We start from the raw sequence: 24,306 nt of genomic DNA, 5'->3' as shown, positions 1-24,306 counted from the left end.
AGCCTCGACATCAGATCAGGCTGTCATCAAGGATCATCACGACCTTACCGTTCACCTTGTTGCTCGACAGTGCCGCAAACGCCGCCTCGGCATCCTTGGCAGCAAATTTTCGCTCCAGGTTCGGCTTGAGCTTGCCTTCTGTAAACAACGGCCAGACTCGTGCAGCCAGCTCTGCCATCAATCGGGCCTTGAACGCCGTATCGCGGTTACGCAGCGTAGAACCGATCAGGCTAATGCGCTTGCTCAACACCTTTGCCAGATCGAACTGCGCCTCTCGACCACTCATCAGGCCAATCAGTACCCACCGCCCGTCACGGCGCAGCACATCCAGATTAAGTTCGGCGTAGCTTGCGCCTACCGGATCAAGGATCACGTCGAATGGCCCGAAGTCACGCAGTCCTTCCAGCCCCTGGTGCCGATCAACGCCCCCTTCGGCACCCAGCGAAATGCAATAGTCCAGCCGCTCGGCCGAACCTACGCTGACCCAGCAAGGATTATCAAAAGCCTTACAGAGTTGAATGGCGGCAGAACCTACGCCGCTGGCCCCTGCATGCAAGAGTACTTTCTCGCCAGGTCGCAAGGCTGCCAATTCGAAAAGATTGCACCAGGCTGTTGCCCAGACCTCAGGTAGCGCTGCTGCCTCAGCCATCGACAGCCCTTCGGGAACCGGAATCGCATGCTGAGCATTCACCACGACTTCGCTGGCCATACCACCACCGGCCAGCAGAGCACAGACACGATCCCCGACGTTCCAATTGGCTCCCTCACCAACTTCGACCACAACACCGGAACACTCCAGACCGAGGGTTTGCGGCGCTCCAGGCGGTGGCGGATAGTTACCGGCCAATTGAAGAAGATCGGCGCGATTAAGCCCGGCCGCGGCGACCTGGATACGAATTTCACCTGCGGAAAGAGCAGGACTTGTCAGCTGTTGCCACTCAAGCTGACCTTCAATACCTTGCAATGCGTTCACGGTGCCTCCATAGTGAGCTAGCTTTTGACCTTTAACAGCGTACTTGACTGTTGCGGGGAACCGGAACGGTCAAGTACGGCCTATAGCGTTATTACCCGTACTCTAGTCGAATCAAGCATGAAGCAGCTCCTCCCCCGTACCGCCCTCCTGTTCATCCTCGGTGTCAGCGCTCTTCCGCTGGCAGCCAAAACAGCGAGCCCAAACGTCTGGGACGGTCTCAAACCAGACCGCGATCAAGTCGTGGCAAGTCTCAATGTGGTAGAGCTGCTCAAGCGCCATCACTACAGCAAGCCGCCGCTTAACGATGAACGCTCGATAAAGATCTATGACAGCTATCTCAAGATGCTTGATCCCAATCGACTGTATTTCAACGCAGCCGATATCGCCGAGTTTGACGCATGGCGGACTCGCTTCGACGATCTGCTCAAGCAGGGCGACCTGAATCCAGGCTTCACGATCTACAAGCGTTACCTGGACCGTGTGAAGGAACGCCTCGACTACACACTAGGCCTGCTGGACAAAGGCATTCCCCAGCTGAATTTTGCGGCAGACGAAACGTTTGACGTCAACCGCGAAAAGGCGCCCTGGCCGACCAATACCGCCGCACTGGATGATCTGTGGCACAAGAAGCTCAAGGATGAAGTGCTGCGTCTGAAACTGGGTGGCAAGGACGATGCTGCCATCAAGGAGCAGCTGCAGAAGCGCTATCGCAATCAGTTGGCGCGCCTGAAACAGACTCGCAGCGAAGACATCTTCCAGGCCTACATCAACGCCTTCGCCCAAACATACGATCCGCACACGCAGTACCTCTCGCCTGAAAGCGCAGAGAACTTCGACATCAACATGAGCCTTTCCCTTGAAGGCATCGGTGCGGTACTGCAGAGCGATAACGATTACGTACAGATCGTTCGTCTGGTACCGGCCGGTCCCGCCGACAAGAGCAAGCAGCTCGCACCCGCCGACAAGATCGTGGGCGTAGCGCAAGGCAAAGACGGCGAAATGGTCGACGTCGTCGGCTGGCGTCTGGACGAGGTCGTCAAGAAGATCCGCGGCGCCAAGGGCTCCGTTGTTCGCCTGGAAGTCATCCCTTCGAGCAATCCGCCGAATGACCAGACCACAAAGGTCGTCTCGATTACACGTGAAGCGGTAAAGCTTGAAGAACAGGCAGCCCAGAAACACATCATTGACGTGCCTCACAACGGCAAGACCTACAAGCTGGGTGTAGTCGATGTGCCTGCTTTCTACTTGGACTTCAAGGCTTATCGCGCCGGCGACCCGAATTACAAAAGCACTACCCGTGACGTGCGCAAGCTGATCGGTGAGCTGAAAAACGAGAAAGTCGACGGTATTGTCATCGACCTACGCAACAATGGTGGAGGCTCCCTGCAGGAAGCAACCGAGCTGACAGGTTTGTTCATTGACCAGGGCCCAACGGTACTGGTACGCAACAGCGACGGCAAGGTAGACGTGTTGGCTGACGATGAAGGCGATGCTTTCTACACAGGCCCCATGACCGTGCTGGTCAACCGCCTCTCGGCCTCGGCTTCGGAAATCTTTGCGGGTGCCATGCAGGATTATCACCGTGCCTTGATCGTGGGCGGACAGACCTTTGGCAAAGGCACTGTTCAAACCATACAGCCTTTAAATCACGGTGAACTGAAGCTGACCCTGGCCAAGTTCTATCGCGTTTCAGGACAAAGTACCCAGCATCAGGGCGTTATCCCGGATATCAGCTATCCGGATATCGTAGATAACAAGGAGATCGGTGAAAGCGCGCTACCCAACTCCATGCCATGGGATACGATCCGTCCGGTTCTTGAGGTAGAGAAAAATCCGTTCAAGCCGTATCTGCCTGAGCTGATCAACCGTCACGATACCCGCACCAAAACCAACCCGGACTTTGTCTTTGCTCGTGAACGCCTTCAGTTTGCACAGGATGTCATGAAGGATACGACGGTCAGCCTGAACGAGCAGAAGCGTCGCGCCGAGCAGGACGCCCTCGACAAGCGCCAATTAGCAATCGAGAACGAGCGTCGGGTAGCTAAAGGTGAGGAGCCCCTCAAGGAACTGAAAAAAGTTGATGACGACGCTATTGCTGCCGCCAACAACGACGAAAAGACCAAACCTCAAGACGATGCCTACTTGATGGAGAGTGGTCAGATCCTGCTCGACTATCTGGACTTGAGTCACGGCGGTCCGTCTCACTGACTGCCGTCATCAAATAGTCATCGAACTGTCGTGAAATGAACAAGGCCAGCTTATCGCTGGCTTTGTTTATTCAGGACCAAGATAGATGACCGTCAACGAACAGTTGAGCGCGCTTGAGCAGATACTGGCTCGAAGTGATATACACAGCCTTTTCCAACCTATTGTTTCTTTGAGCGAACGCCGCATCATTGGCTATGAAGCACTTAGCCGCGGGCCTTCCAACAGTCCTCTGCACTCCCCGCTTCCCCTGTTCGCCATTGCTCGTACGGCACAGCGCCTGTCCGAGCTGGAAATGGCGTGTCGCACCCAGGCATGCACCGGTTTCCGTGATCTGGGCCTTGAAGGTAAGCTCTTCCTTAACATTTCCCCCGAATCACTGCTTGAGAACAGTCACGAGCAGGGCCGCACCCTAAAACTGCTACAGCGCCTGGGTATCCCTGCTAACCGAATCGTCATCGAGCTGACCGAACAGGCCCCAACCGATGATCTGGGCCTGCTTGATACCGCCTTGCACTACTATCGCGCAATGGGCTTTTCGATTGCTCTGGATGACTTGGGGGCCGGATACTCCAGCCTGCGCCTGTGGTCCGAGCTGCGCCCGGACTATGTGAAGATCGATCGTCATTTCATCGATGGTATCCATCGTGATGGCGTCAAACGGGAGTTTGTAGGCTCCATCCTTCAAATGGCTAGGGCGTCCAACGCCGTCGTGGTTGCTGAAGGCATTGAGCTGCATGAGGAGCTGGTCGTGCTGGCCGAAATGGGCATTGATCTGGTTCAGGGCTACCTTCTGAGTCGTCCTGAAGCGAATCCCCCGCGGGAAGCACGCGAGATCATGCCTCGCCTGGAGACACGCCCCAAAAGCCTTACAGAGGGCGGTACAGGCCTGACATCCATGTTACTTGAGCGGCCTGCCATTCAGGAGCAGACGCTGATACCTGCCGTCATGCAGCTTTTCCACGACAAACCCAGCTTTAACTCCCTGGCTGTGCTTGATGAACACGGTGCGCCTGTCGGCATCGTCCACCATTATGCCCTTGCAGAGGCCCTGCGTAAGCCCTTTGCGCCGGACCTGTTTGGTCGCAAGCCCATTACGCGGCTTATGCATCTGGATTTTTTATGTGTGGAGAAGAGCCAATCTCCTCTTCACGTCAGCCGACTACTCACCCAGCGCGCTAAGCAGCGGGTAGAAGAAGACTTTATTATTGTTGATCAAGGCCAATATGTCGGCATGGGTCGTGTGGTTGATCTTCTCCAACTGATTACTGAGCAGAAGATTCAGGAAGCACGGCATGCCAATCCTCTGACAGGCCTGCCCGGCAGCGTGCCGATTCATCATTGTCTGAGCCAGTTACTGGAGCGCAACCAAAACGCCACCCTGTGTCACCTTGATATCGACAGCTTTACGCCCTTCAATGAGATTTATGGATATGCCAAGGGAGACGAGGTGCTGCTGTGCCTGGCACAAGCCTTGACAGAAAGCATGGAGCGCACCCAGGACTTCATCGGTCACTACGGCGATGACAACTTTATAATCGTCCTGCGCTCCATGGACTGGCGAGCACGGCTGACTCGACTCATGGAGACTTTCCAGAGTCGCTGCCGTCGCTTTTACGCACCGGAGCATCTGGATGCAGGTTGCCTGATAGCAGAAGATCATGAAGGCTACCGACGCGAGTATCCGCTGCTCTCTCTATCTCTTGGGGTTGTAAGGGTTACGGCAGAAAGTCGAACGTCACGCGATGCCCGCCAACTGCTTAAACTGGCGGAAAGCGCCAAGGCCCAGGCCAAAACCATTCCCGGCTATAGCTTGCACCTGATGGCCGAAACGGCCTGAGTTACCTATCTGAGGAAAAGTTGTACTCGAATACGCGCGTGACTTCAGATGCATGCCAGGCAGCCGCCTCTATACCATCCACCTCGCCGTTGAAGCGCCCGACTCGCTGGGCGCATTCAAAAAAACCAGGACGCGGCAGCCGGCTCGCACCCTGGCTGACCACCAATGCGCTGCGCAACGGTACACCCTGACGGGCATCCAGCGCTATCAGGTATTCAAGGGCAGCAGTCAGTGTCGCCATGGCGGGCGTCGGTAACTGTAGACGCTCGATCAGCGAGCGATAGGTTACCAAGTGCCGCTGGCAACGAGCTTCTTCCAACTCGGCCAGCAACGCCTGCCAATGGGTACGACTGATCTGTAACGCCACAATACAAACCTGAATTCAACGAAAGGTTACTATAACAGCACAGCTTATCCTGTTCCGATGTGCAAGCACCTCTCGCCACCCAGGCTCATGCCCGCTCAACCACTATAACGCCCTCAGCGGGTTTCTCATGGGGAAGCGGCGGAGCCGATAGCGACTTTTGTACCGCTACGGGCTGGGCATCTCTCCAGGCGCGAAAGGCATCAAGCTCGCTCTGCCAGGTTTTGCTCACCCACGCCAGCACTGCCAGATCATCAATGAAGCCAAAGGTAAGCATCCAGTCAGGAATCAGATCAACAGGCGAAAGGAAATAAGCAAGTGCTGCGACCACCGACAAGAGTGCCTGCCGACTGATACCCCGATATTCTCCACGCCACCAAGCCAGCAGTAGGGAATGGAAGAGCCCCAAGGTATCCTTGGCGGCACCCAACCGAAAATCTCGCTTGGCCAGCTTACGCCCGACGGCCAATAACAGTGCCGGTAAGCGCCCCCGAACAAGAAAACGTTGGGCAAGCCTCAGATAACGATCAAATCCAACGGGTGGCTTCATGAGATCTCCCCGCCTCGCAAAGGCAGTCTGATAGAGCGTTTGGCGAATAGGTGAATAATTACCTAGATTAGAGCATCGTCCTCACAAACAGGTTTCCTAAAACAAAAAAGCCCCGTATGAACGGGGCTTTTTAATAGAGCGGCGTGTTACTTCTTGGAAGTATCCTGCTCTTGTGCAGCGTCCGACTCGTCGGATGGCTCTTGCGTCAGGCCATTCTCGCCCTGAGCGCTTGGATCCTTGATACCTAGCAGCTCCAGGTCAAAGACAAGAACGGAGTTGGCAGGAATAGCAGGACTTGGGCTCTGCGCGCCGTAGGCCAGTTCGCTGGGGATGTACAGCTTGTACTTTTCACCTACATGCATGAGCTGAAGCGCTTCAACCCAACCCGGAATCACACCGCTCACCGGCAAATCAATCGGGCTGCCACGCTTGATGGAACTGTCGAATACAGTACCGTCAACAAGACGGCCTTCGTAGTGAACTGTCACTACATCATTCGGCTTGGGCTGCGGACCATCTGCCTTCTTGACCACTTCATACTGCAAGCCGGAAGCCGTTGTGACAACACCCTCGCGCTTGCCATTTTTTTCCAGGAAATCCTTGCCTGCTTTGGCATTGTCTTCGCTGAGCTTGGTCATGCGCTCTTCTGCACGCTTCTGCAGATCGGCAAACGCATCTCTTAGCTGATCATCGGTAAGCTTCTGCTCTTTCTTGCCCACAGCATCTTCAATACCCAAAGCCACTGCTTTTGAATCCAGGTCATCGATGCCTTCCTGAGCAAGGCTTTTACCCATGTTCAAGCCGATGCCGTAGGACGCTTTCTGAGCTGGAGTTTCAAGATTAACCTTGGATTGTGATTGTGAGTCGCAGCCGCTGAGAACCAGGCCAACGAGGGCCACTGCTGCTGCCAACCGGTGCTGTTTCATGCTGTTTCCTTGTCCGTGCGCGAAGCGCGTTCGATAAAACCGCGAGCTTATCAGGGCCTAACTGCCACTGGCTACGGCATGATAAGAATAGTTAGTAGCTTATAAGTTCAGCGCTGAATAGTGACTGAATACAAAGCAGTCTGTGTCCGTGACGTATCAAACAACCCTGAACATACGGACTAGACATCTTTAAAAAGAAACTAACCGTACAAAGAACTTCCAGCAAAGAATGCTTAATAGAAGCGGAAAACAGCCGCTAGAAAGGGAATAAACCTGTAGAAACGAAAAAAGCGGCGCAAGGCCGCTTTTTTTCGTAATTTATCGGGAGTTCAGTGGGCCCGATAAACTTAATATGGCGCAGCGGACGGGACTCGAACCCGCGACCCCCGGCGTGACAGGCCGGTATTCTAACCGACTGAACTACCGCTGCGCGTAACTTCAAGAGTGGTGGGTGATGACGGGATCGAACCGCCGACCCTCTGCTTGTAAGGCAGATGCTCTCCCAGCTGAGCTAATCACCCACTTAACTTTCGCTAGTGTTCTTCCTGGGTTCATCAAGAGGATTTAAAATCCCAATCAAGCAACCCAAGATGAAGCAAAAATGGCGCAGCGGACGGGACTCGAACCCGCGACCCCCGGCGTGACAGGCCGGTATTCTAACCGACTGAACTACCGCTGCGCGTAACTTCAAGAGTGGTGGGTGATGACGGGATCGAACCGCCGACCCTCTGCTTGTAAGGCAGATGCTCTCCCAGCTGAGCTAATCACCCACTTAACTTTCGTAAGCGTTTGCTCTCGAAGTGGGGCGCATTCTACGGGCGGTTTTAGAAGCTGGCAAGCCCCCAAGTGAAAAAAATTTCAAATGATCCAAAGGCTTAGGTTCTTTTCCTTTATTTCCAAGCCTTTGGATCATTTCCCGGGTCTGCCCTTGCAGGCAGGACCGTATCGTTACACCTCAAAAAGCGGCCTGTTTGTCATTAAAGCCCTTTAATCGTTGCCAATGATCAATTGGGGGTTGGCCTTGGAAGCATGGCAGCGGAATAATGCGCGCTTCGTTTTTTGGGGAATCGTCACGCCATGTGGTTTCGTAATCTTCTTATTTATCGTCTTACCCAGGATTTATCACTCGAAGCCGAGGCCCTGGAAACCGCGTTGGCCAGCAAACCTGCACGTCCCTGCGCCAGCCAGGAACTGACCACTTACGGTTTCGTAGCTCCTTTTGGCAAGGGAGAAGACGCTCCTCTGGTACATGTCAGCCAGGATTTCTTTCTGATCGCAGCTCGCAAGGAAGAGCGCATTCTGCCCGGCAGCGTAGTAAAAGACGCCGTGCAGGAAAAAGTTGATGAAATCGAAGCACAGCAGATGCGCAAGGTTTACAAAAAGGAGCGTGACCAGATAAAGGACGAAATTGTCATGAGTCTGCTGCCACGGGCCTTCATTCGCCGCCAGACTACCTTTGCAGCAATCGCGCCCAAGCAGGGTTGGATTCTGGTAGATGCCTCCAGTGCAAAGCGCGCAGAAGATTTGCTTTCCACCCTTCGTGAAGCGCTGGGCTCCCTTCCGGTTCGTCCGATGTCGGTCAAGCAGGCACCGACTGCAACCTTTACAGATTGGGTCAAGTCTCAGGCAGCCACAAATGATTTCCATCTGCTGGATGAGTGCGAGCTACGCGATAGTCACGAGGATGGCGGTGTTGTCCGCTGTAAAGGGCAAGACTTGACCAGTGAAGAAATCCAGAATCATCTGGGCGCAGGCAAGCTGGTGACCAAGCTGGCCCTGGCTTGGCAGGACAAGCTGTCGCTGTTAATCGATGACAAGGTCGCGCTCAAGCGGCTGCGCTTTGAGGACTTGCTTCAAGAGCAGGCCGAGCAGGATGGCGGCGATGATGCCATGGCGCAGCTGGATGCTACCTTTACTCTAATGATGATGACCTTTGCCGAATTTATTCCGTCGCTGGTCGAAGCGCTGGGTGGAGAAGAAATTCCGCAGGGGCTCTAATCAGGTGCGGCGCCCCGGGGCGCCGCCCAACTTCCAAGGCTCATATTTTTATAAGGATAATCATGGGCGCTCTCGCAGCTTTAAGCCGCTTTGCAGGCAATACCTTTGCCTTGTGGGTCCTGCTGGCGGCTGTTCTAGCCTTTATATGGCCTGAAGGGTTTCGCTCCTTAACGCCAGCTATCGTCCCCTTATTGGGCCTGATCATGTTCGGCATGGGGCTCACGCTCAAAGCTGAGGATTTCAAGGAGGTCTTTCGCAAACCTCTTAGGGTTCTTCTAGGTGTAATCGCTCAATTTATCATTATGCCCGGCATGGCGTGGCTGCTTTGTCTTGTCATGCAATTGCCGCCGGAAATTGCAGTAGGCGTTATTCTTGTGGGTTGTTGCCCTGGCGGTACGGCGTCCAATGTCATCACCTGGTTTTCACGCGGGGACGTCGCACTGTCTGTTGGCATCACTGCCGTCACTACCCTTCTGGCCCCGTTGGTGACCCCTACATTGATCTGGCTATTGGCTTCGGCCTGGCTACCAGTCAAGTTCTCAGCCCTTTTTCTATCCATCGTCCAGGTCGTTATCCTCCCGATTGTGCTGGGGCTAGTTGCCCAACGCTTCCTGGGGTCAAAGGTACGGGCAGCGGTTGAGGTGTTGCCCCTGGTCTCGGTTATCAGCATCGTGCTGATTGTGGCGGCCGTTGTGGCTGTCAGCCAGGCGAAAATTGCAGAGTCAGGATTTTTGATTATGGCTGTGGTCGTACTGCATAACACATTGGGACTGATGCTTGGCTATCTGGCCGGAAAGGTGTTTGGGCTACCTCTGGCGCAGCGCAAGACGTTGGCTATCGAGGTCGGTATGCAGAATTCGGGACTGGGCGCAGCACTGGCAACAGCACATTTCTCCCCTCTTGCGGCTGTGCCCAGTGCCTTGTTCAGCGTCTGGCATAATATTTCTGGAGCGCTGCTGGCCACATGGTTCCGTCGCTTGAATGACGAGTCCTCTGCAAAAGAGTGAGCATGTAACGAAACCGGCGCGCTCGGGCTTGGCAAGAGCGCATCGGTTCGCGAAGGGGACGACCTCATCGCCTGAAACTATCCGGGGACGGCCCCGCTTTACCAACCCTGGAATCTTTATGTCCTGGATTATTCTTTTTCTGGCTGGCCTGTTTGAAATAGGCTGGGCTATAGGCCTCAAATACACCGAAGGCTTTACCCGCCCTCTTCCTACTGTCCTGACGGCAGCCGCCATGCTGACCAGCATAAGCCTCTTGGGCATGGCCGTTAAGCAGCTTCCTCTTGGTACAGCCTATGCCATATGGACGGGTATTGGCGCAGTAGGAACGGTGATTGCTGGCATCATTCTATTTGGCGAAAGCGTCAGTCCGATCCGTCTGCTCAGTGTGCTGCTTATTTTATGTGGTTTGATCGGGCTTAAACTGAGCCATTAGGGCCTAGTCGCGGATGCTGCGCGTAGGGTCTCCACCGCCTATCACGGCGCGAAAGCGCATCAGGAATTCTGGCACGCTTGCAAACAGGAAGGCATTGACGCCTATATTCATCAACGCAACCGCCAGAAACAGCTCCGGAACTGTCATCTCGAATACAGACAAAAGCAGCATAGTGATAAGGGCCGAGCAGACCATTAGGAGCGCATTGAGAATATTGGTAGCAGCGATAACCCGAGAGCGCTCCTCCTGTGGCGTGCGTGCCTGAATCAGCGCATAGAGCGGAACGATATAAAATCCGCCAGAGATCCCCAGTCCCAGAATGCACCCAAGCGCTGGCCACATGGAAAATTCTTTCAGCGCTGCCCATCCACCATAAGACCCTGTGATAGTGGCCATGTCAGGCGTGACGGCATAGAGCAAGACGCTGAAGACAGATAACCCCAGCGCACCCAGCGGAACAATACCTGCCTCAACATGCCCCTTGGACAACCGGCCACATAGAAGAGAGCCCAGCGCAATGCCTACCGAGAACAAGGTAAGGATCAGAGAAACCATGCTTTCCTGACCGTGCAGGTAGTCCTTGGCATAGGCTGGTATCTGGGTAAGGTATACCGCACCAACAAACCAGAACCAAGAATTGCCCAGCAGAGAACGAGAGACTGAGGGCGCCTGCCCCAGTCCCATACGCAAGATCACCCATGTTTGCCGGAAAATATTCCAGTCCAACCTCAGGTGCGAGATAGCGGCCGGCGCGGATGGAATACCCAGGCTGGCCAGAAAACCAGCCAGAGCGATCAATACGACGCTTATGGCTACGGCCTGGGAATAATCCGGGAGAGAGAGCAAGGCCCCTGCCCCTATCGTCCCGCCCAGAATGGCCAGGAAGGTGCCCATCTCCACCAACGCGTTACCGCCCATTAACTCTCGAGACTCGAGATGCTGGGGCAAAATTGAGTACTTGGAAGGTCCGAAGAGCGCCGAGCGTGTACCCATGGCAAACAGGACAAATAACAACAGTGGCAGGCTGTTAAGCCAAAAGCCTAGACTGCCTAACAGCAACATGACGATTTCCGAGCCTTTCAGCCATCGCATGAGCCGCGCCTTGTCATATTTTTCACCTAACTGTCCGCCTAACGCTGAAAACAGCAGGAACGGAAGAATAAACAGCAAGGCGCACAGGTTGACCAGCAACAGTCTGTCACCGGTAACGCTCAAGTGAAACAGCACCGCCAGAATCAATGACTGCTTATAGACGTTGTCATTAAAGGCGCTAAGGGACTGTGTTACGAAAAACGGTAGGAAGCGCCGTTTTTTCAATAGAGCGAACTGTGAGGACATCGAACGAGGTCCTATTCGAAGAAGGGAAACCGGAACGGGCCACAGCCATCCTTGCAGCCCGAGATAACAACCGCGTTACATCGTACGTCAGTCAAACATCGTTATATCCGGATAGCCTTAGGAAAAAGAAGCTTCCAGACTGGCTTTTACCGTCGGCCACTCACGGTCGGTAATACTGTACATGACGGTATCATCAAGCCGACCGTCGGCCAAACGTCGATGGTTACGTAACAGCCCTTCACGTACAGCCCCTAGCTTTTCAATGGCGCGTTGCGCACGCAGATTACTGGCTGCCGTCTTGAGTTGTACACGTACCAGGTGCCAGTTCTCGAACGCATGACGCAGCAGGAGGTATTTGATGTTGGCATTCAATCCACTGCCATGCTGCTCCCGATCCAGCCAGGTCCAGCCAATTTCAGCGGCAGGTAGCGCAGGCAGAAACTCTGAAAAGCGAGTGCTACCCACCAGCTTGTCAGCCAGCCTGATGGTAAAAGGGATAGTTTTGCCTTCACGCTGCTCGGCAATGGCGTGCCTATACCAGTCCGGTCGTAGTGGACCGCTCAGGTAATGCAACTCGTCCCGGTTGAGATCAGCCAAGCTGACCAGTTCCAGTACGTCGCTTTCCACCATAGGCTCTAAACGAAGAGCACCTCGCTGCAAGGTAATGGGATGCGCTTCGAACATGGCGCCACTCTCCTTGATAACACTGCGACACGCTAACAGGCTGAAGCCCTTGGCTCAACCAAACCTGCGACATTGGTCTCAGTGACCTTGGAGCAGTCGCTTTGATGAGACACTTATAAAGCCTGCCATGCTCCCCAACGAGCGCATTAGAATAGCCCCTAGGTATTCCCACTACTCGAGACGAGCTCTTTCTAATCTATCTGGCAGCGGAAGGCCTAGGGCCAACCACCTATAAAAGGCCCTGCACAACAAAATTCACAGGAGTTCGCATGACCCTATCCAGCGGACTGATCGCCGCCGTTGCTCTGCTGTACATGGCGGTGCTCTTTGCGATTGCCTTTTATGGCGACAGACGAAAAACGCCGTTGCCCCCCAAGTTACGCGCCTGGGTTTACAGCCTGTCGCTTGCGGTATATTGCACCAGCTGGACATTCTTTGGCGCCGTTGGACAGGCGGCCGACCAACTCTGGTCCTTTCTGCCGATTTACCTAGGGCCTATCCTGCTCCTGCTATTCATGCCACGTCTGATCAAGAAAATGATCATGATCAGCAAGCAGGAAAACATCACTTCCATTGCCGACTTCATTGCCTCCCGCTATGGAAAATCGCGGGCGCTGGCGGTTGTGGTTACGCTGATCTGCCTGGTAGGCGTGCTGCCTTATATCTCTCTGCAGCTCAAAGGCATTGTCATGGGCGTTAATCTGCTGACCGGTGTAGGGGCCGAGTCAATAGGCATGCGTGCACAGGATACCGCCTTGATCGTCTCGCTGGCATTAGCGGTATTTACCATCCTGTTCGGCACTCGCAACCTTGATGTTACCGAGCATCACCGGGGCATGATGCTCGCAATTGCCTTTGAGTCGCTGATCAAACTCCTGGCATTTCTTTCCGTAGGAATTTTTGTGACCTATGGACTTTATGATGGATTCGATGACCTCTTCGATCAGGCACGCATTGCGCCCGAGCTGTCCAAATACTGGCAGGAAACCTTCGACTGGCCCGCACTGCTGGTGCAAACCGGAGTAGCGTTCACGGCCGTCATGTGTCTGCCACGACAGTTTCATGTCACGGTAGTTGAAAATACGGATGCGCGTGACCTGAACCTGGCCCGCTGGGTATTTCCTTGCTACTTGGCCCTGGCGGCGCTGTTTGTTGTTCCCATCGCCCTGGCAGGACAGATGCATCTGCCCAAAGGGGTCGTACCTGACTCCTTTGTTATAAGCCTGCCCATGGCACAGGCGCATCCCGGCCTGGCGCTCCTGGCTTTCATTGGTGGCGCTTCGGCCGCTACCAGTATGGTGATCGTCGCCAGCGTGGCCTTATCCACCATGCTATCCAATGATATTTTGCTGCCCCTCTTATTCCGTAAGCAGAAGGTAGAGCGCCCCTATGAGGTGTTTAGCCACTGGCTGGTAACCATTCGGCGTGTTGCAATCGTGGCGATCCTACTATTGGCGTATCTCTGCTATCGCCTGCTGGGCTCTACGGCAAGTCTGGCTACTATCGGGCAGATCGCCTTTGCAGCTATCGCTCAACTGGGCCCGGCCATGGTAGGGGCACTCTACTGGAAGCAGGCGAACCGGAGAGGCGTATTTGCAGGACTTGCAGCAGGCGCCTTTCTTTGGGCCTATACTCTGGTCCTACCAGTCATGGCAGAAAGTCTGAACTGGCCCCTCGACCGTTTTCCTGGGTTAGCCTGGCTGGCGGCCAATCCGTTTGGCCTGCCCTTCAAACCCCTGACTCAAGGCGTACTGCTGTCCTTAGCAGGAAATTTTCTCCTTTTCTTTCTGGTTTCCAATCAGGCCAGGACACGCGTATCCGAGCACTGGCAGGCCGGCCGTTTCATTGGGCAAATGACCTCGGCGCGCCTGAATACCCGGTCGCTATTGGCAGTGCAGCTAGAGGATCTTCGCGCACTCGCTGCCCGATTCGTAGGCGATGAACGTGCTCGGCAGAGCTTTATTCGCTTCGCTGACCAGACGGGCCTGACCTTTCATCCGGCCCAGAATGCCAACGGAGAATGGATTGCCCATACCGAGCGTCTGTTAGCCGGTGTGATTGGTGCCTCCTCTGCGCGGGCGGTGGTAAAGGCTGCCATCGAAGGCCGTGACATGCATGTGGAGGATGTCGTACGCATTGCCGACGAAGCGTCCGAAGTACTTGAATTCAACCGCGCGCTTTTGCAGGGCGCTATCGAAAATATTTCTCAAGGTATCAGCGTTGTTGATCAATCCCTTCGGCTAGTGGCCTGGAACCAACGTTACCTGGAGTTGTTTGACTACCCGGACGGCATGATCCAGGTCGGGCGTCCAATCGCCGAAATCATCCGCTATAACGCAGAACGGGGCCTCTGTGGCCCAGGCGATCCTGACGAGCACGTAGCACGACGTGTCGATCGAATGCGGCAAGGGATTGCCCATACATCTGAGCGACAATTTCCCAATGGCCGGGTGATTGAGCTCAGCGGCAAACCCATGCCGGGACGCGGCTTTGTCATGAGCTTTACCGACATCACCGCGTTTCGCGAAGCAGAGCGCGCCCTTCGTGAAGCTAACGAAGGGCTGGAGCAGCGCGTTGAAGAGCGAACCCGGGAGCTCTCCCAGCTTAACCAGGCGCTGACAGAGGCCAAAGCCCATGCAGAAGCAGCAAACCAGTCCAAAACACGCTTTCTCGCTGCCGTCAGCCATGATCTGATGCAACCGCTAAACGCAGCACGCCTGTTTACGGCCGCCCTCGCCCACCACGATGCGTTACCCAAGGATGCTCGCGAGCTGGTTAACAACATGGATTCGTCCCTGCGCTCCGTGGAAGACCTGATTGCCGACCTGCTGGATATCTCGCGCCTGGAGAGCGGACGGGTTCATACGGAAGTCGGCACGTTCGCAATCAATACGCTATTTGATACGCTGGGTGTAGAGTTTCGTGCCCTGGCGCGAGAACAAGGGATAGATTTCCACCTGAGCGGAAGTCGCCTGAGAGTAGAAAGCGATGTCAAGCTGCTGCGCCGAGTCCTGCAGAACTTTCTGACCAATGCTTTCCGCTATGCCAGAGGGCATGTATTGCTAGGTGTCCGCCGCCACGGTGATCATGTGACACTGGAGGTATGGGATCGTGGCCCAGGTATCCCGGAAGATAAGCGTCAGGTCATTTTTGAGGAGTTCAAGCGACTCGATAGCCATCAGACGCGCGCAGAGAAGGGGTTGGGCCTGGGACTGGCTATTGCTGATCGTCTTTGCAAGGTACTGGGCCATCGTATCGAGGTACGCTCCTGGCCAGGCAAAGGCAGTGTATTCAGTGTCTCGGTGCCCGTTGCGACTCAAACTCTATCTGACCCTGTCCTGCAGCCTACACGCGAACACACCAGCGAACCGCTACGAGGCGCACCGGTATTTTGCGTTGATAACGAGGAAAGCATCCTGACGGGTATGCGGAGCCTCCTTAGCCGCTGGGGCTGCGAGGTTCATACGGCACGCAATCAGCAGGAATGCGAGGCGTTACTGGCACAAGGTATTGAGCCGCAGATAGCGCTGGTGGACTTCCATCTGGATGACGGCAATACCGGACCTCAACTGATGGTATGGCTTCGCACGCGGCTTGATAAGCCGTTGCCTGGCATTGTGATCAGTGCAGATGCACATCAGGATCGTGTCAGTGAAGTGCATTCGGCTGGGCTGGATTTTCTACCTAAACCCTTAAAGCCAGCCGCTTTACGCGCATTGCTTAGCCGTTATCTGAATTTAAGATGACTTGGCGGCGACCGTGTCGATAGGTCATAAAAACCCAATCGAAATAATGCAAAAAAATTCTTGCATTTTGATGAAGCCAAGCGTGATGCGGTCTACAGGGTTAATCCACAGAACCTGTGGATAACTCTGTAGAAAAGTTGGTAGAAATGTCCTGTAAGCTAGATGAAATGGGGGGTTCGGTTAAACTGTCCATTTTTTAACCAATCAAAAAAATCCTTATAAATCATATATTTATACCTAAATAACCGTTCTAAATATTTTTATGCCTGTTTAAGCGAAGCGCTTGACAAGTGCATTAGTGCTTGTGCACAAGTCCTGAACATTGCCCCTTGACTCAGGGTGTATTTTTGAGCTTAGCCCTTCGCCTGTGTTAGAAAATGTAGTGAATTCGTATGTTTTATCACCCTGCCAGACTGACCTCGGCAGGACGACGACTCATTAACACCCTGCCCTCACGGACAGAACACAGTGGAAGGCCCTGGCTTCTTATCATTTCGTAGTCCGAATCGGCTGACAGGATCAGCAGATTGGCCGGGCGCCCTACTTCCAGCCCATATCGGTCACCCAGCTGCATGGCGTTGGCGCTATTTACGGTCACCAGATCCAAGGCATGCTGCAGGCGCTCATAACCGAGCATGTGACAGATATGCAGGCCAGCCTCCAGTACCCTGAGAATGTTGCCGTTACCCAGCGGATACCATGGATCAACAATGGAGTCCTGCCCGAAGCACACATTCATACCGGCCTCCAGCAGTTCGTTCACACGCGTTACGCCACGCCGCTTGGGAAAAGTGTCGAAGCGACCTTGCAGGTGAATGCTCTCGGTGGGACACGATATAAAGCTGATACCCGAACGACTCAGCAGACGAAACAGCTTTGAACAGTAGGCATTGTCATAAGAACCCATGGCAGTAGTATGGCTGGCAGTGACACGTGAGCCCATGCCACGGCTACGCGCCTCCTCTGCCAACACTTCCAGAAAGCGGGAATGGGGATCGTCTGTCTCATCGCAGTGAACATCCACTAGACAACCTGTGCGCTCAGCCAGATCCATCAGAAATTTGACGGAACTGACCCCTTGCTCACGGGTATATTCGAAGTGAGGGATTCCGCCAACCACGTCGGCTCCCAGCCGAATGGCCTCCTCCATCAGTTCTCGGCCCTGAGGATAGGATTCGATTCCTTCCTGGGGAAACGCCACAATTTGCATGTCAACTAAATGGCTTGTTTCTTCCCGAATTTCCAACATGGCCTTCAAAGCCGCCAGACTGGCATCGGTTACATCCACATGGGTACGAACATGCTGGATACCATGGACCGCCAGGGCATTAATGGTCTGCTTGGCCCGCGCCTTGGTATCTTCGTGGGTAATAGTCGCCTTTCGCTCTCCCCAGCACTCAATGCCTTCGAATAACGTGCCGCTCATGTTCCACCGCGGTTCCCCAGCTGTCAGGGTGGCATCCAGATGGATATGCGGCTCGACGAAAGGCGGAATAACCAGATTGCCTCGCGCATCCAGTATTTCAGCGCTGGCTGGGCTCACAAAAGCGACCTGTGATTCGATTGCAGCGATCCGGTCGCCTTGCAAACGCACGGTAAACAGCCCTTCCTGACCACGCAGCCGCGCATTGATGACATTCATCGACAGACTCCTCAAGCAAAGGACTACTTACTCTTTATAACAGTAGGTGACCTGGAACATTTCCAGCCTATGCCTCTGCGCGAGCGACAACCGATAGCCGGGCCCCCACCAGGCCACACAGCATTACGTACCCCAGCGCGGCAGTACCAACGCCGACAAGAGGCGCCAACCAAGGGGAGAAAAAGGCTGCCAGAACACCCAGGCCATAGGCCGCAAGCCCAACCCAATTGAATTTAGGTAAATGAACAGTCGCCAAGAGGGGGTAACGCCCTCTATGACGATAAAAGAAATCAGCTGCAATCACGCCGCCGATAGGAGGGATAATGGTTCCCAATATAATCAGGTAGGGGACCAGCAGATCGTACATGCCCAGCACTGCCAGCAATGTACCTATTGCTGCGCCAACCAGCGTAACGGTTCGCCGGCGATCTGTTCGAACCAGATTACAACCCGCCACAGCGAAGTTATAGATAGTATTGTCCTGCGTGCTCCAAAGATTAAGCATGAGCATGGCTATCGCTGCCAGCGAGAAACCCTGAAGCAGCAAGACCTCCACCACGTCCGGTTGTTGGTACACAATGGCGCCATAGGCGCCGATCAGCACCATCAGGCCATTGCCGATAAAAAAACCAGCCAGGCTGGCCAGAATGGCAACTCTCCCAGTGCGAGCAAAACGTGTCCAATTAGTAGCCTGTGTCGCCCCGCTGACAAATGTGCCAAACACTAATGTCAGCGCTGTGCTATACTCCATCGTGTTGCCTGGTTGTATGGCCAGCAGGCCTTCCAGCCCACCGATCTTTCGTGTTGCAACCCACATGGATAATGCCAGCAGGCCACACATGGCGGGTACAGCAATATAAGACAGGATCTCCAAGCCTCGGTAGCCAATATAGGCTGTGGCACAAAAGCCAAAACCGAAGATCACCATCAGCAACAGCACAATGCCTTCGGGCAATCCCAGAAACTTACCCAGCACGACTGCCGCCGTCGCCGTGCCCCAGGCATACCAGCCAATCTGCGTGAATCCCAACACCAGATCAGACAACTTGCTTCCTACTTCGCCAAAGCAGAACCGGCCCATCAGAACAGAGTTAAGGCCGCTTCGATACGCGATATACCCCAGCAAGGCGGCATAAAGACCAAGCAGCAGATTACCTATCGTGATCACGCTCAGCAGGGTCTTGAAATCGAACGCCGTGCCGATCTTACCGCCTGCAAACATCGTCGCGGTAAAGAAGGTAAAGCCCAGCAGCACCAACGTTGTCGACCAGACGCCCCGACGGGCTGACATAGGCACTTCACTTAACGGATAGTCGTTCGCGCTTGCGTTCGTCTCGCTCATTTCGCTATTCCCGCTTGGTCATGGACCTGAGAGCCAGTGCGAAGCGCATGCCAAACGCTATAACGCTCTGGTGCAACCCAATGGCTGCGGCAGGAAGGTGCTAAGCAAGAGGCCAACGCACAAAAGCGGCTCATTGTCCTTTAGCTTTGCCTTGAAATGGTTCACTGCAGCGGCAAACACAACACTGTGCTGAAGCAATTTGAAGCACATGAAAAAGAGACATTTTCCATTCAGCGACTTAGCTTAATGGGAAAAGTTGGCAAAAAACTTGCTAAAGCAGGTTATCAATGCAGCAAATTGACGCCGCTGCTGTCATAAGCGCGTCACGTGATTCAACTAAAAGAAGATTATGAATACACATCAGCAAACTCAAACCGCAATCCAAATGCTTTCCTCTGCTTTCGCTCCGTTCGATTGTGTAATCGCTGCGCCCAGCAAGAAAGGCTTTTCATTCATCATCGTCAATGAATTCGGCGTTGCGCGCCATACTCAGCGACTTTACCGTGAGGAATACAGCTGCCCGACTCGTCTGCAGTCCGTTATTGAACGTGCACGCAAAGCCATCAGCGCCTGATCCATTCCCGCCTTACTTTTCCTAATACGATGCCCGACACGCGCCTGATAGGCAGCGTGCAACGGTGCATGCGTGCCAGCGGAATCCACCCCTTTCCGGCAGGCACAAAAAACCCGTAGCGGTCACAGACGCACTACGGGAAGACGAGGAAACTCTCGCGCGGCTCTACAGGATCTAACGCTTGCGCTTTGCGCGGCGAGCCAGCATGTTCAGGCCTTCGATAACGGCCGAGAATGCCATGGCAGCATAGATATATCCCTTGGGCACATGAGCGCCAAAGCCTTCAGCGATCAGGGTCATGCCGATCATGATCAGAAAGCCCAGCGCCAGCATGACAACCGTGGGATTGTTATTGATGAAGCGCGCCAGCGGATCAGCGGCAACCAACATGACGGTCACCGCGACGATAACGGCGATGATCATGATGGGCACATGCTCGGTCATTCCGACAGCCGTAATAATGCTGTCGATGGAGAAAACCAGATCGAGCATGAGAATCTGGACGATGGCCGAGGTAAACCCAAGGGTAACGGCCTTTTCACCGCTTTTACCTTCGAATAGGTCGCCTTCTGGGTCAGGATCCACATTGTGATGGATCTCTTTGGTTGCCTTCCAGAGCAGGAAGAGACCACCTGCTATCAGGATGATATCTTTCCATGAGAAGCCCTTGCCAAAGAGTTCGATCACCGGCTCGGTGAGCTGAACGATCCAGGCAACCGTTCCCAAAAGACCTAGTCGCATGACCAGCGCCAGGCCTATTCCGATACGCCTGGCCTTTTGCCGATGCTGCTCGGGCAGCTTGTTGGTCAGAATGGAAATAAAGATCAGGTTATCAATACCGAGCACCACTTCCATGGCGATCAGTGTCGCCAAGGCAACCCAGGCGGTAGGATCCGAAATCAACTGCTGGAGGTAATCCATGAACCTTTTTCTCAGAAAATAGGAGAGTTAAGGCGCCGATGAGTTACCAAAGGCACCCGGTTACCCTGAACTATAGCCAAAAGAAAGATGTGAAATTTTTGTCGTATCGCTGATTTGTTTTTGTTTCAAATCATTGAGCTAGACATTTGCCCCGGAGATACTCCGGTTTCGATATCGCCGAACGAAACGATCAACATACTCGTCTGTCGGTTCGTTGAGAATGTGCTGCGGACTTCCCACCTGAATCAGCTGGCCGTCCCGCAGGATTGCAATCCGGTTTCCCAGCCTGACCGCCTCGTCCAGATCATGGGTAATGAACACGATGGTCTTGTGCAGACGCTGCTGTAATTCCAGCAACTGATCCTGCATCTCGGCACGAATCAGTGGATCGAGCGCCGAGAATGCTTCGTCCATGAGGATGATTTCTGTGTCAGTTGCCAGCGCCCTGGCCAACCCGACTCGCTGGCGCATACCGCCTGACAGCTGATGGGGCCATTTGCGCTCATACCCTTTGAGCCCTACCGCTTCAATCCAGTGCTGTGCATGCGTTTCTCGTGCAGTCCGGCTTTCGCCACGCAGTTTCAAGCCGTAGGCCACATTACCCAGTACGGTTTTATGGGGTAACAGCCCGAAGCCCTGGAAAACCATGCTGATCTTGTGGCGCCGGAAATGCCTGAGCTGCTGCATGTCATAGGCCAGTATGTTCTCGCCATCGACTCGGATAGAACCGCTGGTGGGATCAATCAGGCGATTCAAATGCCGAACCAGCGTTGATTTGCCCGAGCCTGACAGCCCCATAATCACAAATATTTCGCCCGCTTCGATGGACAGCGATAGCCCATTGACTCCGACGACACACCCGGTTTCCGCCAGCACCTGATCCTTATCCCGGCCCTGGCGGACCAGCTCAAGCGCTGCGGCTTCGCGACGGCCGAATATCTTATAGACGTTATCGAGCTGAATTTTCATCGCTCGCCCTCATAGCGTGAACGACCATACGCCTGAGTAATGCGATCAATCACGACCGCCAAGATAACAATCGCCAAACCTGCTTCTAGCCCCTTGCCTACGTTGAGCGTCTGGATACCGACCAGAACTTCTTCACCCAAGCCACGTGCACCGATCATCGAAGCAATTACAACCATAGACAATGCCATCATGGTTGTCTGATTGATACCCGCCATGATGCTAGGCAAGGCCAATGGGAGCTGTAAGCCAAACAGCTGTTGCCAGCGATTGGCACCAAAAGCATTGACGGCCTCCATGATTTCCTTATCGACCTGTCGGATTCCCAGATCGGTCAGACGAATCAGCGGTGGCGCTGCATAAATGACAGTAGCAAAGATAGCCGGCACCTTACCCAAACCAAACAGCATCAGGACAGGAATGAGATACACAAAGCTAGGCATGGTCTGCATGATGTCCAGCAGTGGCAGCAACACCGTACGCAGCCGGTTACTGCGTGCACACAGAATGCCCAAGGGAATGCCGATCAGTACCGCAATCAGTGTCGCGACCAGCATCAGCGCCAAGGTCTGCATGAGCTTGTCCCACAACCCCATGGCGCCCACGAGAAATAGCAGCCCGGTAATGACCGCAGCCGGTATCACACGTCGCGTGGCGTGGTAGGACACAACAGCCACGACTAGCAGAATCAACCACCACGGTGTTGTCCGGAGAGCGCCTTCAAGCCGGACGATTGCCAGCAGAAGCACATCGGAGATCTGGCGGAACACATCGCCATAATTGGCGACCAGAGCGTCTACCCAGCCATTGACCCAGTCAGCAATAGAAAACGTGAGATTGTCAGGAAACATAGACATGCCCGTTTGGTAAAGGTAGGCCCTTCAAACAGGGCCTACCCTCACATGACCTGCGAAAGCCTACAAAGAGGCCTCGATTTTTTGTGCAGCGGCAGCATCAACCCATTCATGCCAGACATCGGGGTGCGCCTTCAGAAAAGCTCTGGCAGCGGTAGGCGCGTCCTGCTTATGCTCGGCCTGTTCTGCCAACGCCTTGTTCAACAGGTCAATCGGCACGTTGACCTTTTCCAGAACGGCAACAAGCTCCGGGGCGTTTTCATAAAAAGGTTTGGACAATCCAGCCTGCACCGTTATGGCTTTCTCATCTCCCGGCTTGCTGGCTAACTTGATGAGATCCGCTCGCCCCAATAGTGGCGTAGGCGACCAGTAATAGGTCAAGATGGGCTGCTTGCGCTTCACGGCCGATAGGATTGCGGCATCCAGTGCCGGCCCTGTGCCAGGGCGAAAATTGGTAAACGTGTCGGCCAATCCATAGCGTTCGAGCATCTCGGTATTTTCCAGCTCGCATGTCCAGCCGGCTGGGCAATTATAAAATCGACCTTTCCCAGGCTCCTCTGGATCGCGAAACAGCTTGGCGTATTTAGGCAGATCACTGATGGACTTGAGATCTGGAGCCTTGGCATTCTTGCCTTCCACCAGATAGCGCGGCACGTACCAGCCTTCCGTCGCACCTTTGATGGGCGTACCAACGCCTACTACCTTGCCTGCATCAGCGGCTTTATTCCAGACGTCACTACGACCGATCCACTCTTCAGCAAAAACCTGAATATCATTAGAGGAAAGTGCAGCCTCCAACGTAATCGAGTTACCTGGAATACTATCGGTCTTACAGCCGTAGCCTTCCCTCAAGACTGTCGACATCAGCTCGGTGAGAAGCATCCCGCTTTCCCAGTTCACACCGGCGAAACTGACTGGCTTACCAGACTCACACCAACCGGCTGCCTGCGCGTTGCCTATAACCAGCCCCAGCGCCAAAAGGCCTACCGCCAGGCCATTTCTTGCGTTCATGATCTGCGTCCTTAGCATCCATACGCCTGCCCGGCGCGAAAAGTCGTTACCTATCGAAGCGGCTGTTTTGAGCCTGGATGCCCTCTGCAGTTTCATAAAAACTACAGCGAAACAGGAAAAAGCCTGTCCGGCTACTCATGCAATAATGGGATATCCAGCGGCCATTGCTCGATCACGCTGGGCAAGAATCACTCGATAATCGTCAAGGGAGGCCGGTACAAACGAGCGAATAGCCAGTGTTTCAGCCAGCGCAGGGTGCTCCTGCAGGACCTCGTTCAGCACATGCTGCATCCGCTGTACCTCTTCCAGACTACGTGACGCTGCGGTAATGATCGGCAACGCAGGCGTCGGCTCCGTGCGGGCAAGAACTCGTGTGCGAGCTAACGTGTCAGGCGCATAACGCTCAAGGTACCCCCAGGTGACGCAATCAATAGCTGTCAATTCCGTCTCGCCGCGGCTGAGTAACTCCAGGCTTGTCACATGGGCACCGCTGGCCTTGACCTCACCAAAGAATCGCCCCTTTTCAGCCATGGGCGCGACCGTCACCCTTAATAAATTCATGCCGCTATTGGAGTCCAGCGCGTTGATGACCACACGCGCACCTCGAAAGGCCTCCAGGGTACTGCGCTCATCATCTGCGTGGATCACGATAAAACTGCGGTGCTGAGCACCTTCACAGCCGCTCAGCTCATAACAAGGCGTTGCTACGATCTGAACCTTGTCGCGCAGGCGCGTCATCACTGGATAGCCGCAGCTCTGAGATAACAACAGGCTCGGTGATGACCATTGCGCCATGAGATCAGCGGGCGCTTCCTCACATTGTTGAATACCCAGATGCGCCAGGACCCGCTCGATAAAGATCTGACCGGCCTCGCGTACCGGTTCAGGCGTAACGTACATGGGCCATGTAGCTAACGATGTCACGGATAAAT

At 54.3% G+C, this 24,306-nt stretch carries 19 protein-coding genes, 4 tRNA genes and 1 pseudogene; 7 read left to right on the top strand and 17 right to left on the bottom strand.

Translation table 11 applies throughout. From position 1 onward, the window contains the following. Positions 1–10 precede the first annotated feature (10 nt). Positions 11–973 (bottom strand): NAD(P)H-quinone oxidoreductase, encoded by a 963-nt coding sequence (locus EAW52_RS08135; RefSeq protein WP_177411897.1) that lies wholly within the window; start codon positions 971–973, stop codon positions 11–13. A gap of 117 nt (positions 974–1,090) precedes the next feature. Here EAW52_RS08135 and EAW52_RS08130 point away from each other — a divergent pair, with 117 nt between their 5' ends. Then, positions 1,091–3,181 (top strand): carboxy terminal-processing peptidase, encoded by a 2,091-nt coding sequence (locus EAW52_RS08130; RefSeq protein ID WP_019367161.1) that lies wholly within the window; start codon positions 1,091–1,093, stop codon positions 3,179–3,181. An 85-nt stretch (positions 3,182–3,266) separates the two neighbouring features. Beyond that, complete coding sequence (locus EAW52_RS08125) at positions 3,267–5,018, top strand: bifunctional diguanylate cyclase/phosphodiesterase (protein WP_122042053.1); 1,752 nt, start codon at positions 3,267–3,269, stop codon at positions 5,016–5,018. 1 nt (position 5,019) lies between these two features. Here the strand turns inward: EAW52_RS08125 and EAW52_RS08120 are convergent, their stop codons facing one another. From EAW52_RS08120 to EAW52_RS08090, 7 genes are all read right to left on the bottom strand, one after another. Continuing rightward, the gene (locus EAW52_RS08120) at positions 5,020–5,385 is read right to left on the bottom strand and encodes a hypothetical protein (protein ID WP_177411896.1); all 366 of its coding nucleotides are present in this window, start codon (positions 5,383–5,385) and stop codon (positions 5,020–5,022) included. 85 nt (positions 5,386–5,470) lie between these two features. Continuing rightward, positions 5,471–5,932 carry a YkvA family protein gene (locus EAW52_RS08115; RefSeq protein ID WP_122042051.1) on the bottom strand — a complete coding sequence of 154 codons (462 nt, stop codon included), beginning with the start codon at positions 5,930–5,932 and terminating at the stop codon, positions 5,471–5,473. Positions 5,933–6,078: 146 nt separating this feature from the next. Then, positions 6,079–6,858 carry an FKBP-type peptidyl-prolyl cis-trans isomerase gene (locus EAW52_RS08110; RefSeq protein ID WP_122042050.1) on the bottom strand — a complete coding sequence of 260 codons (780 nt, stop codon included), beginning with the start codon at positions 6,856–6,858 and terminating at the stop codon, positions 6,079–6,081. 353 nt (positions 6,859–7,211) lie between these two features. After that, positions 7,212–7,288, bottom strand: a tRNA-Asp gene (locus EAW52_RS08105). Positions 7,289–7,303: 15 nt separating this feature from the next. Continuing rightward, positions 7,304–7,379, bottom strand: a tRNA-Val gene (locus EAW52_RS08100). Positions 7,380–7,460: 81 nt separating this feature from the next. Further along, positions 7,461–7,537 (bottom strand) — tRNA-Asp (locus tag EAW52_RS08095). A 15-nt stretch (positions 7,538–7,552) separates the two neighbouring features. After that, positions 7,553–7,628: transfer RNA gene (locus EAW52_RS08090), tRNA-Val, on the bottom strand. 307 nt (positions 7,629–7,935) lie between these two features. Here EAW52_RS08090 and rdgC point away from each other — a divergent pair. The 3 genes from rdgC to sugE all read left to right on the top strand — a co-directional run bounded on the left by rdgC (position 7,936) and on the right by sugE (position 10,296). Then, positions 7,936–8,856, top strand: a complete 921-nt coding sequence (rdgC, locus tag EAW52_RS08085) for a recombination-associated protein RdgC (protein ID WP_019367173.1) — start codon at positions 7,936–7,938, stop codon at positions 8,854–8,856. A 62-nt stretch (positions 8,857–8,918) separates the two neighbouring features. Next, the gene (locus EAW52_RS08080; RefSeq protein WP_010795147.1) at positions 8,919–9,863 is read left to right on the top strand and encodes a bile acid:sodium symporter family protein; all 945 of its coding nucleotides are present in this window, start codon (positions 8,919–8,921) and stop codon (positions 9,861–9,863) included. A 118-nt stretch (positions 9,864–9,981) separates the two neighbouring features. Continuing rightward, entirely contained in the window at positions 9,982–10,296 is a 315-nt protein-coding gene (sugE, locus tag EAW52_RS08075; protein ID WP_010795148.1) for a quaternary ammonium compound efflux SMR transporter SugE, read from the top strand. Between the two features lie 51 nt (positions 10,297–10,347). On the opposite strand, the pseudogene EAW52_RS08070 reads toward sugE, so the two are convergent. Both EAW52_RS08070 and EAW52_RS08065 read right to left on the bottom strand, forming a co-directional pair. Beyond that, positions 10,348–11,634 (bottom strand): annotated as a pseudogene (locus EAW52_RS08070) (MFS transporter); the annotation flags it as partial. A 117-nt stretch (positions 11,635–11,751) separates the two neighbouring features. Then, positions 11,752–12,318 carry a GNAT family N-acetyltransferase gene (locus EAW52_RS08065; RefSeq protein ID WP_122042048.1) on the bottom strand — a complete coding sequence of 189 codons (567 nt, stop codon included), beginning with the start codon at positions 12,316–12,318 and terminating at the stop codon, positions 11,752–11,754. Positions 12,319–12,587: 269 nt separating this feature from the next. Here EAW52_RS08065 and EAW52_RS08060 point away from each other — a divergent pair, with 269 nt between their 5' ends. Continuing rightward, positions 12,588–16,064, top strand: coding sequence for a hybrid sensor histidine kinase/response regulator (locus EAW52_RS08060; protein WP_122042047.1), 3,477 nt, complete (start codon positions 12,588–12,590; stop codon positions 16,062–16,064). A 400-nt stretch (positions 16,065–16,464) separates the two neighbouring features. On the opposite strand, the gene codA is transcribed toward EAW52_RS08060, so the two are convergent. Together codA and codB are read right to left on the bottom strand one after the other, a co-directional pair. Next, positions 16,465–17,706, bottom strand: a complete 1,242-nt coding sequence (codA, locus tag EAW52_RS08055; protein WP_122042046.1) for a cytosine deaminase — start codon at positions 17,704–17,706, stop codon at positions 16,465–16,467. 67 nt (positions 17,707–17,773) lie between these two features. Beyond that, positions 17,774–19,048: a cytosine permease gene (gene codB / locus EAW52_RS08050; protein WP_122042045.1), complete on the bottom strand. Its 1,275-nt coding sequence runs from the start codon at positions 19,046–19,048 to the stop codon at positions 17,774–17,776. A 349-nt stretch (positions 19,049–19,397) separates the two neighbouring features. On the opposite strand from codB, the gene EAW52_RS08045 reads away from it, so the two are divergent. Next, positions 19,398–19,622, top strand: coding sequence for a hypothetical protein (locus EAW52_RS08045; protein WP_010795154.1), 225 nt, complete (start codon positions 19,398–19,400; stop codon positions 19,620–19,622). Positions 19,623–19,796: 174 nt separating this feature from the next. On the opposite strand, the gene EAW52_RS08040 is transcribed toward EAW52_RS08045, so the two are convergent. The 5 genes from EAW52_RS08040 to EAW52_RS08020 form a co-directional block, all read right to left on the bottom strand. After that, positions 19,797–20,543, bottom strand: coding sequence for a TerC family protein (locus tag EAW52_RS08040; RefSeq protein ID WP_010795155.1), 747 nt, complete (start codon positions 20,541–20,543; stop codon positions 19,797–19,799). 138 nt (positions 20,544–20,681) lie between these two features. Next, a complete protein-coding gene (locus EAW52_RS08035) occupies positions 20,682–21,512 on the bottom strand; it encodes a glycine betaine/L-proline ABC transporter ATP-binding protein (protein WP_122042044.1) in 831 nt (276 codons plus the stop codon). Then, the gene (locus EAW52_RS08030) at positions 21,509–22,360 is read right to left on the bottom strand and encodes a proline/glycine betaine ABC transporter permease (protein ID WP_122042043.1); all 852 of its coding nucleotides are present in this window, start codon (positions 22,358–22,360) and stop codon (positions 21,509–21,511) included. Before EAW52_RS08030 ends, EAW52_RS08035 begins: the two co-directional genes overlap by 4 nt. 66 nt (positions 22,361–22,426) lie before the next feature. Then, positions 22,427–23,374, bottom strand: coding sequence for an ABC transporter substrate-binding protein (locus tag EAW52_RS08025; RefSeq protein ID WP_122042042.1), 948 nt, complete (start codon positions 23,372–23,374; stop codon positions 22,427–22,429). 135 nt (positions 23,375–23,509) lie between these two features. Beyond that, entirely contained in the window at positions 23,510–24,298 is a 789-nt protein-coding gene (locus EAW52_RS08020; RefSeq protein WP_162997607.1) for a phosphate/phosphite/phosphonate ABC transporter substrate-binding protein, read from the bottom strand. Positions 24,299–24,306 lie beyond the last annotated feature (8 nt).

Source organism: Pseudomonas sp. LTJR-52 (assembly GCF_003691465.1).
In the GTDB taxonomy this organism is placed as follows: Bacteria; Pseudomonadota; Gammaproteobacteria; order Pseudomonadales; family Pseudomonadaceae; genus Chryseomonas; species Chryseomonas luteola.
Note: the sequence above shows the minus strand (reverse complement) of the source record. Positions and strands in the feature narration are given on the sequence as shown.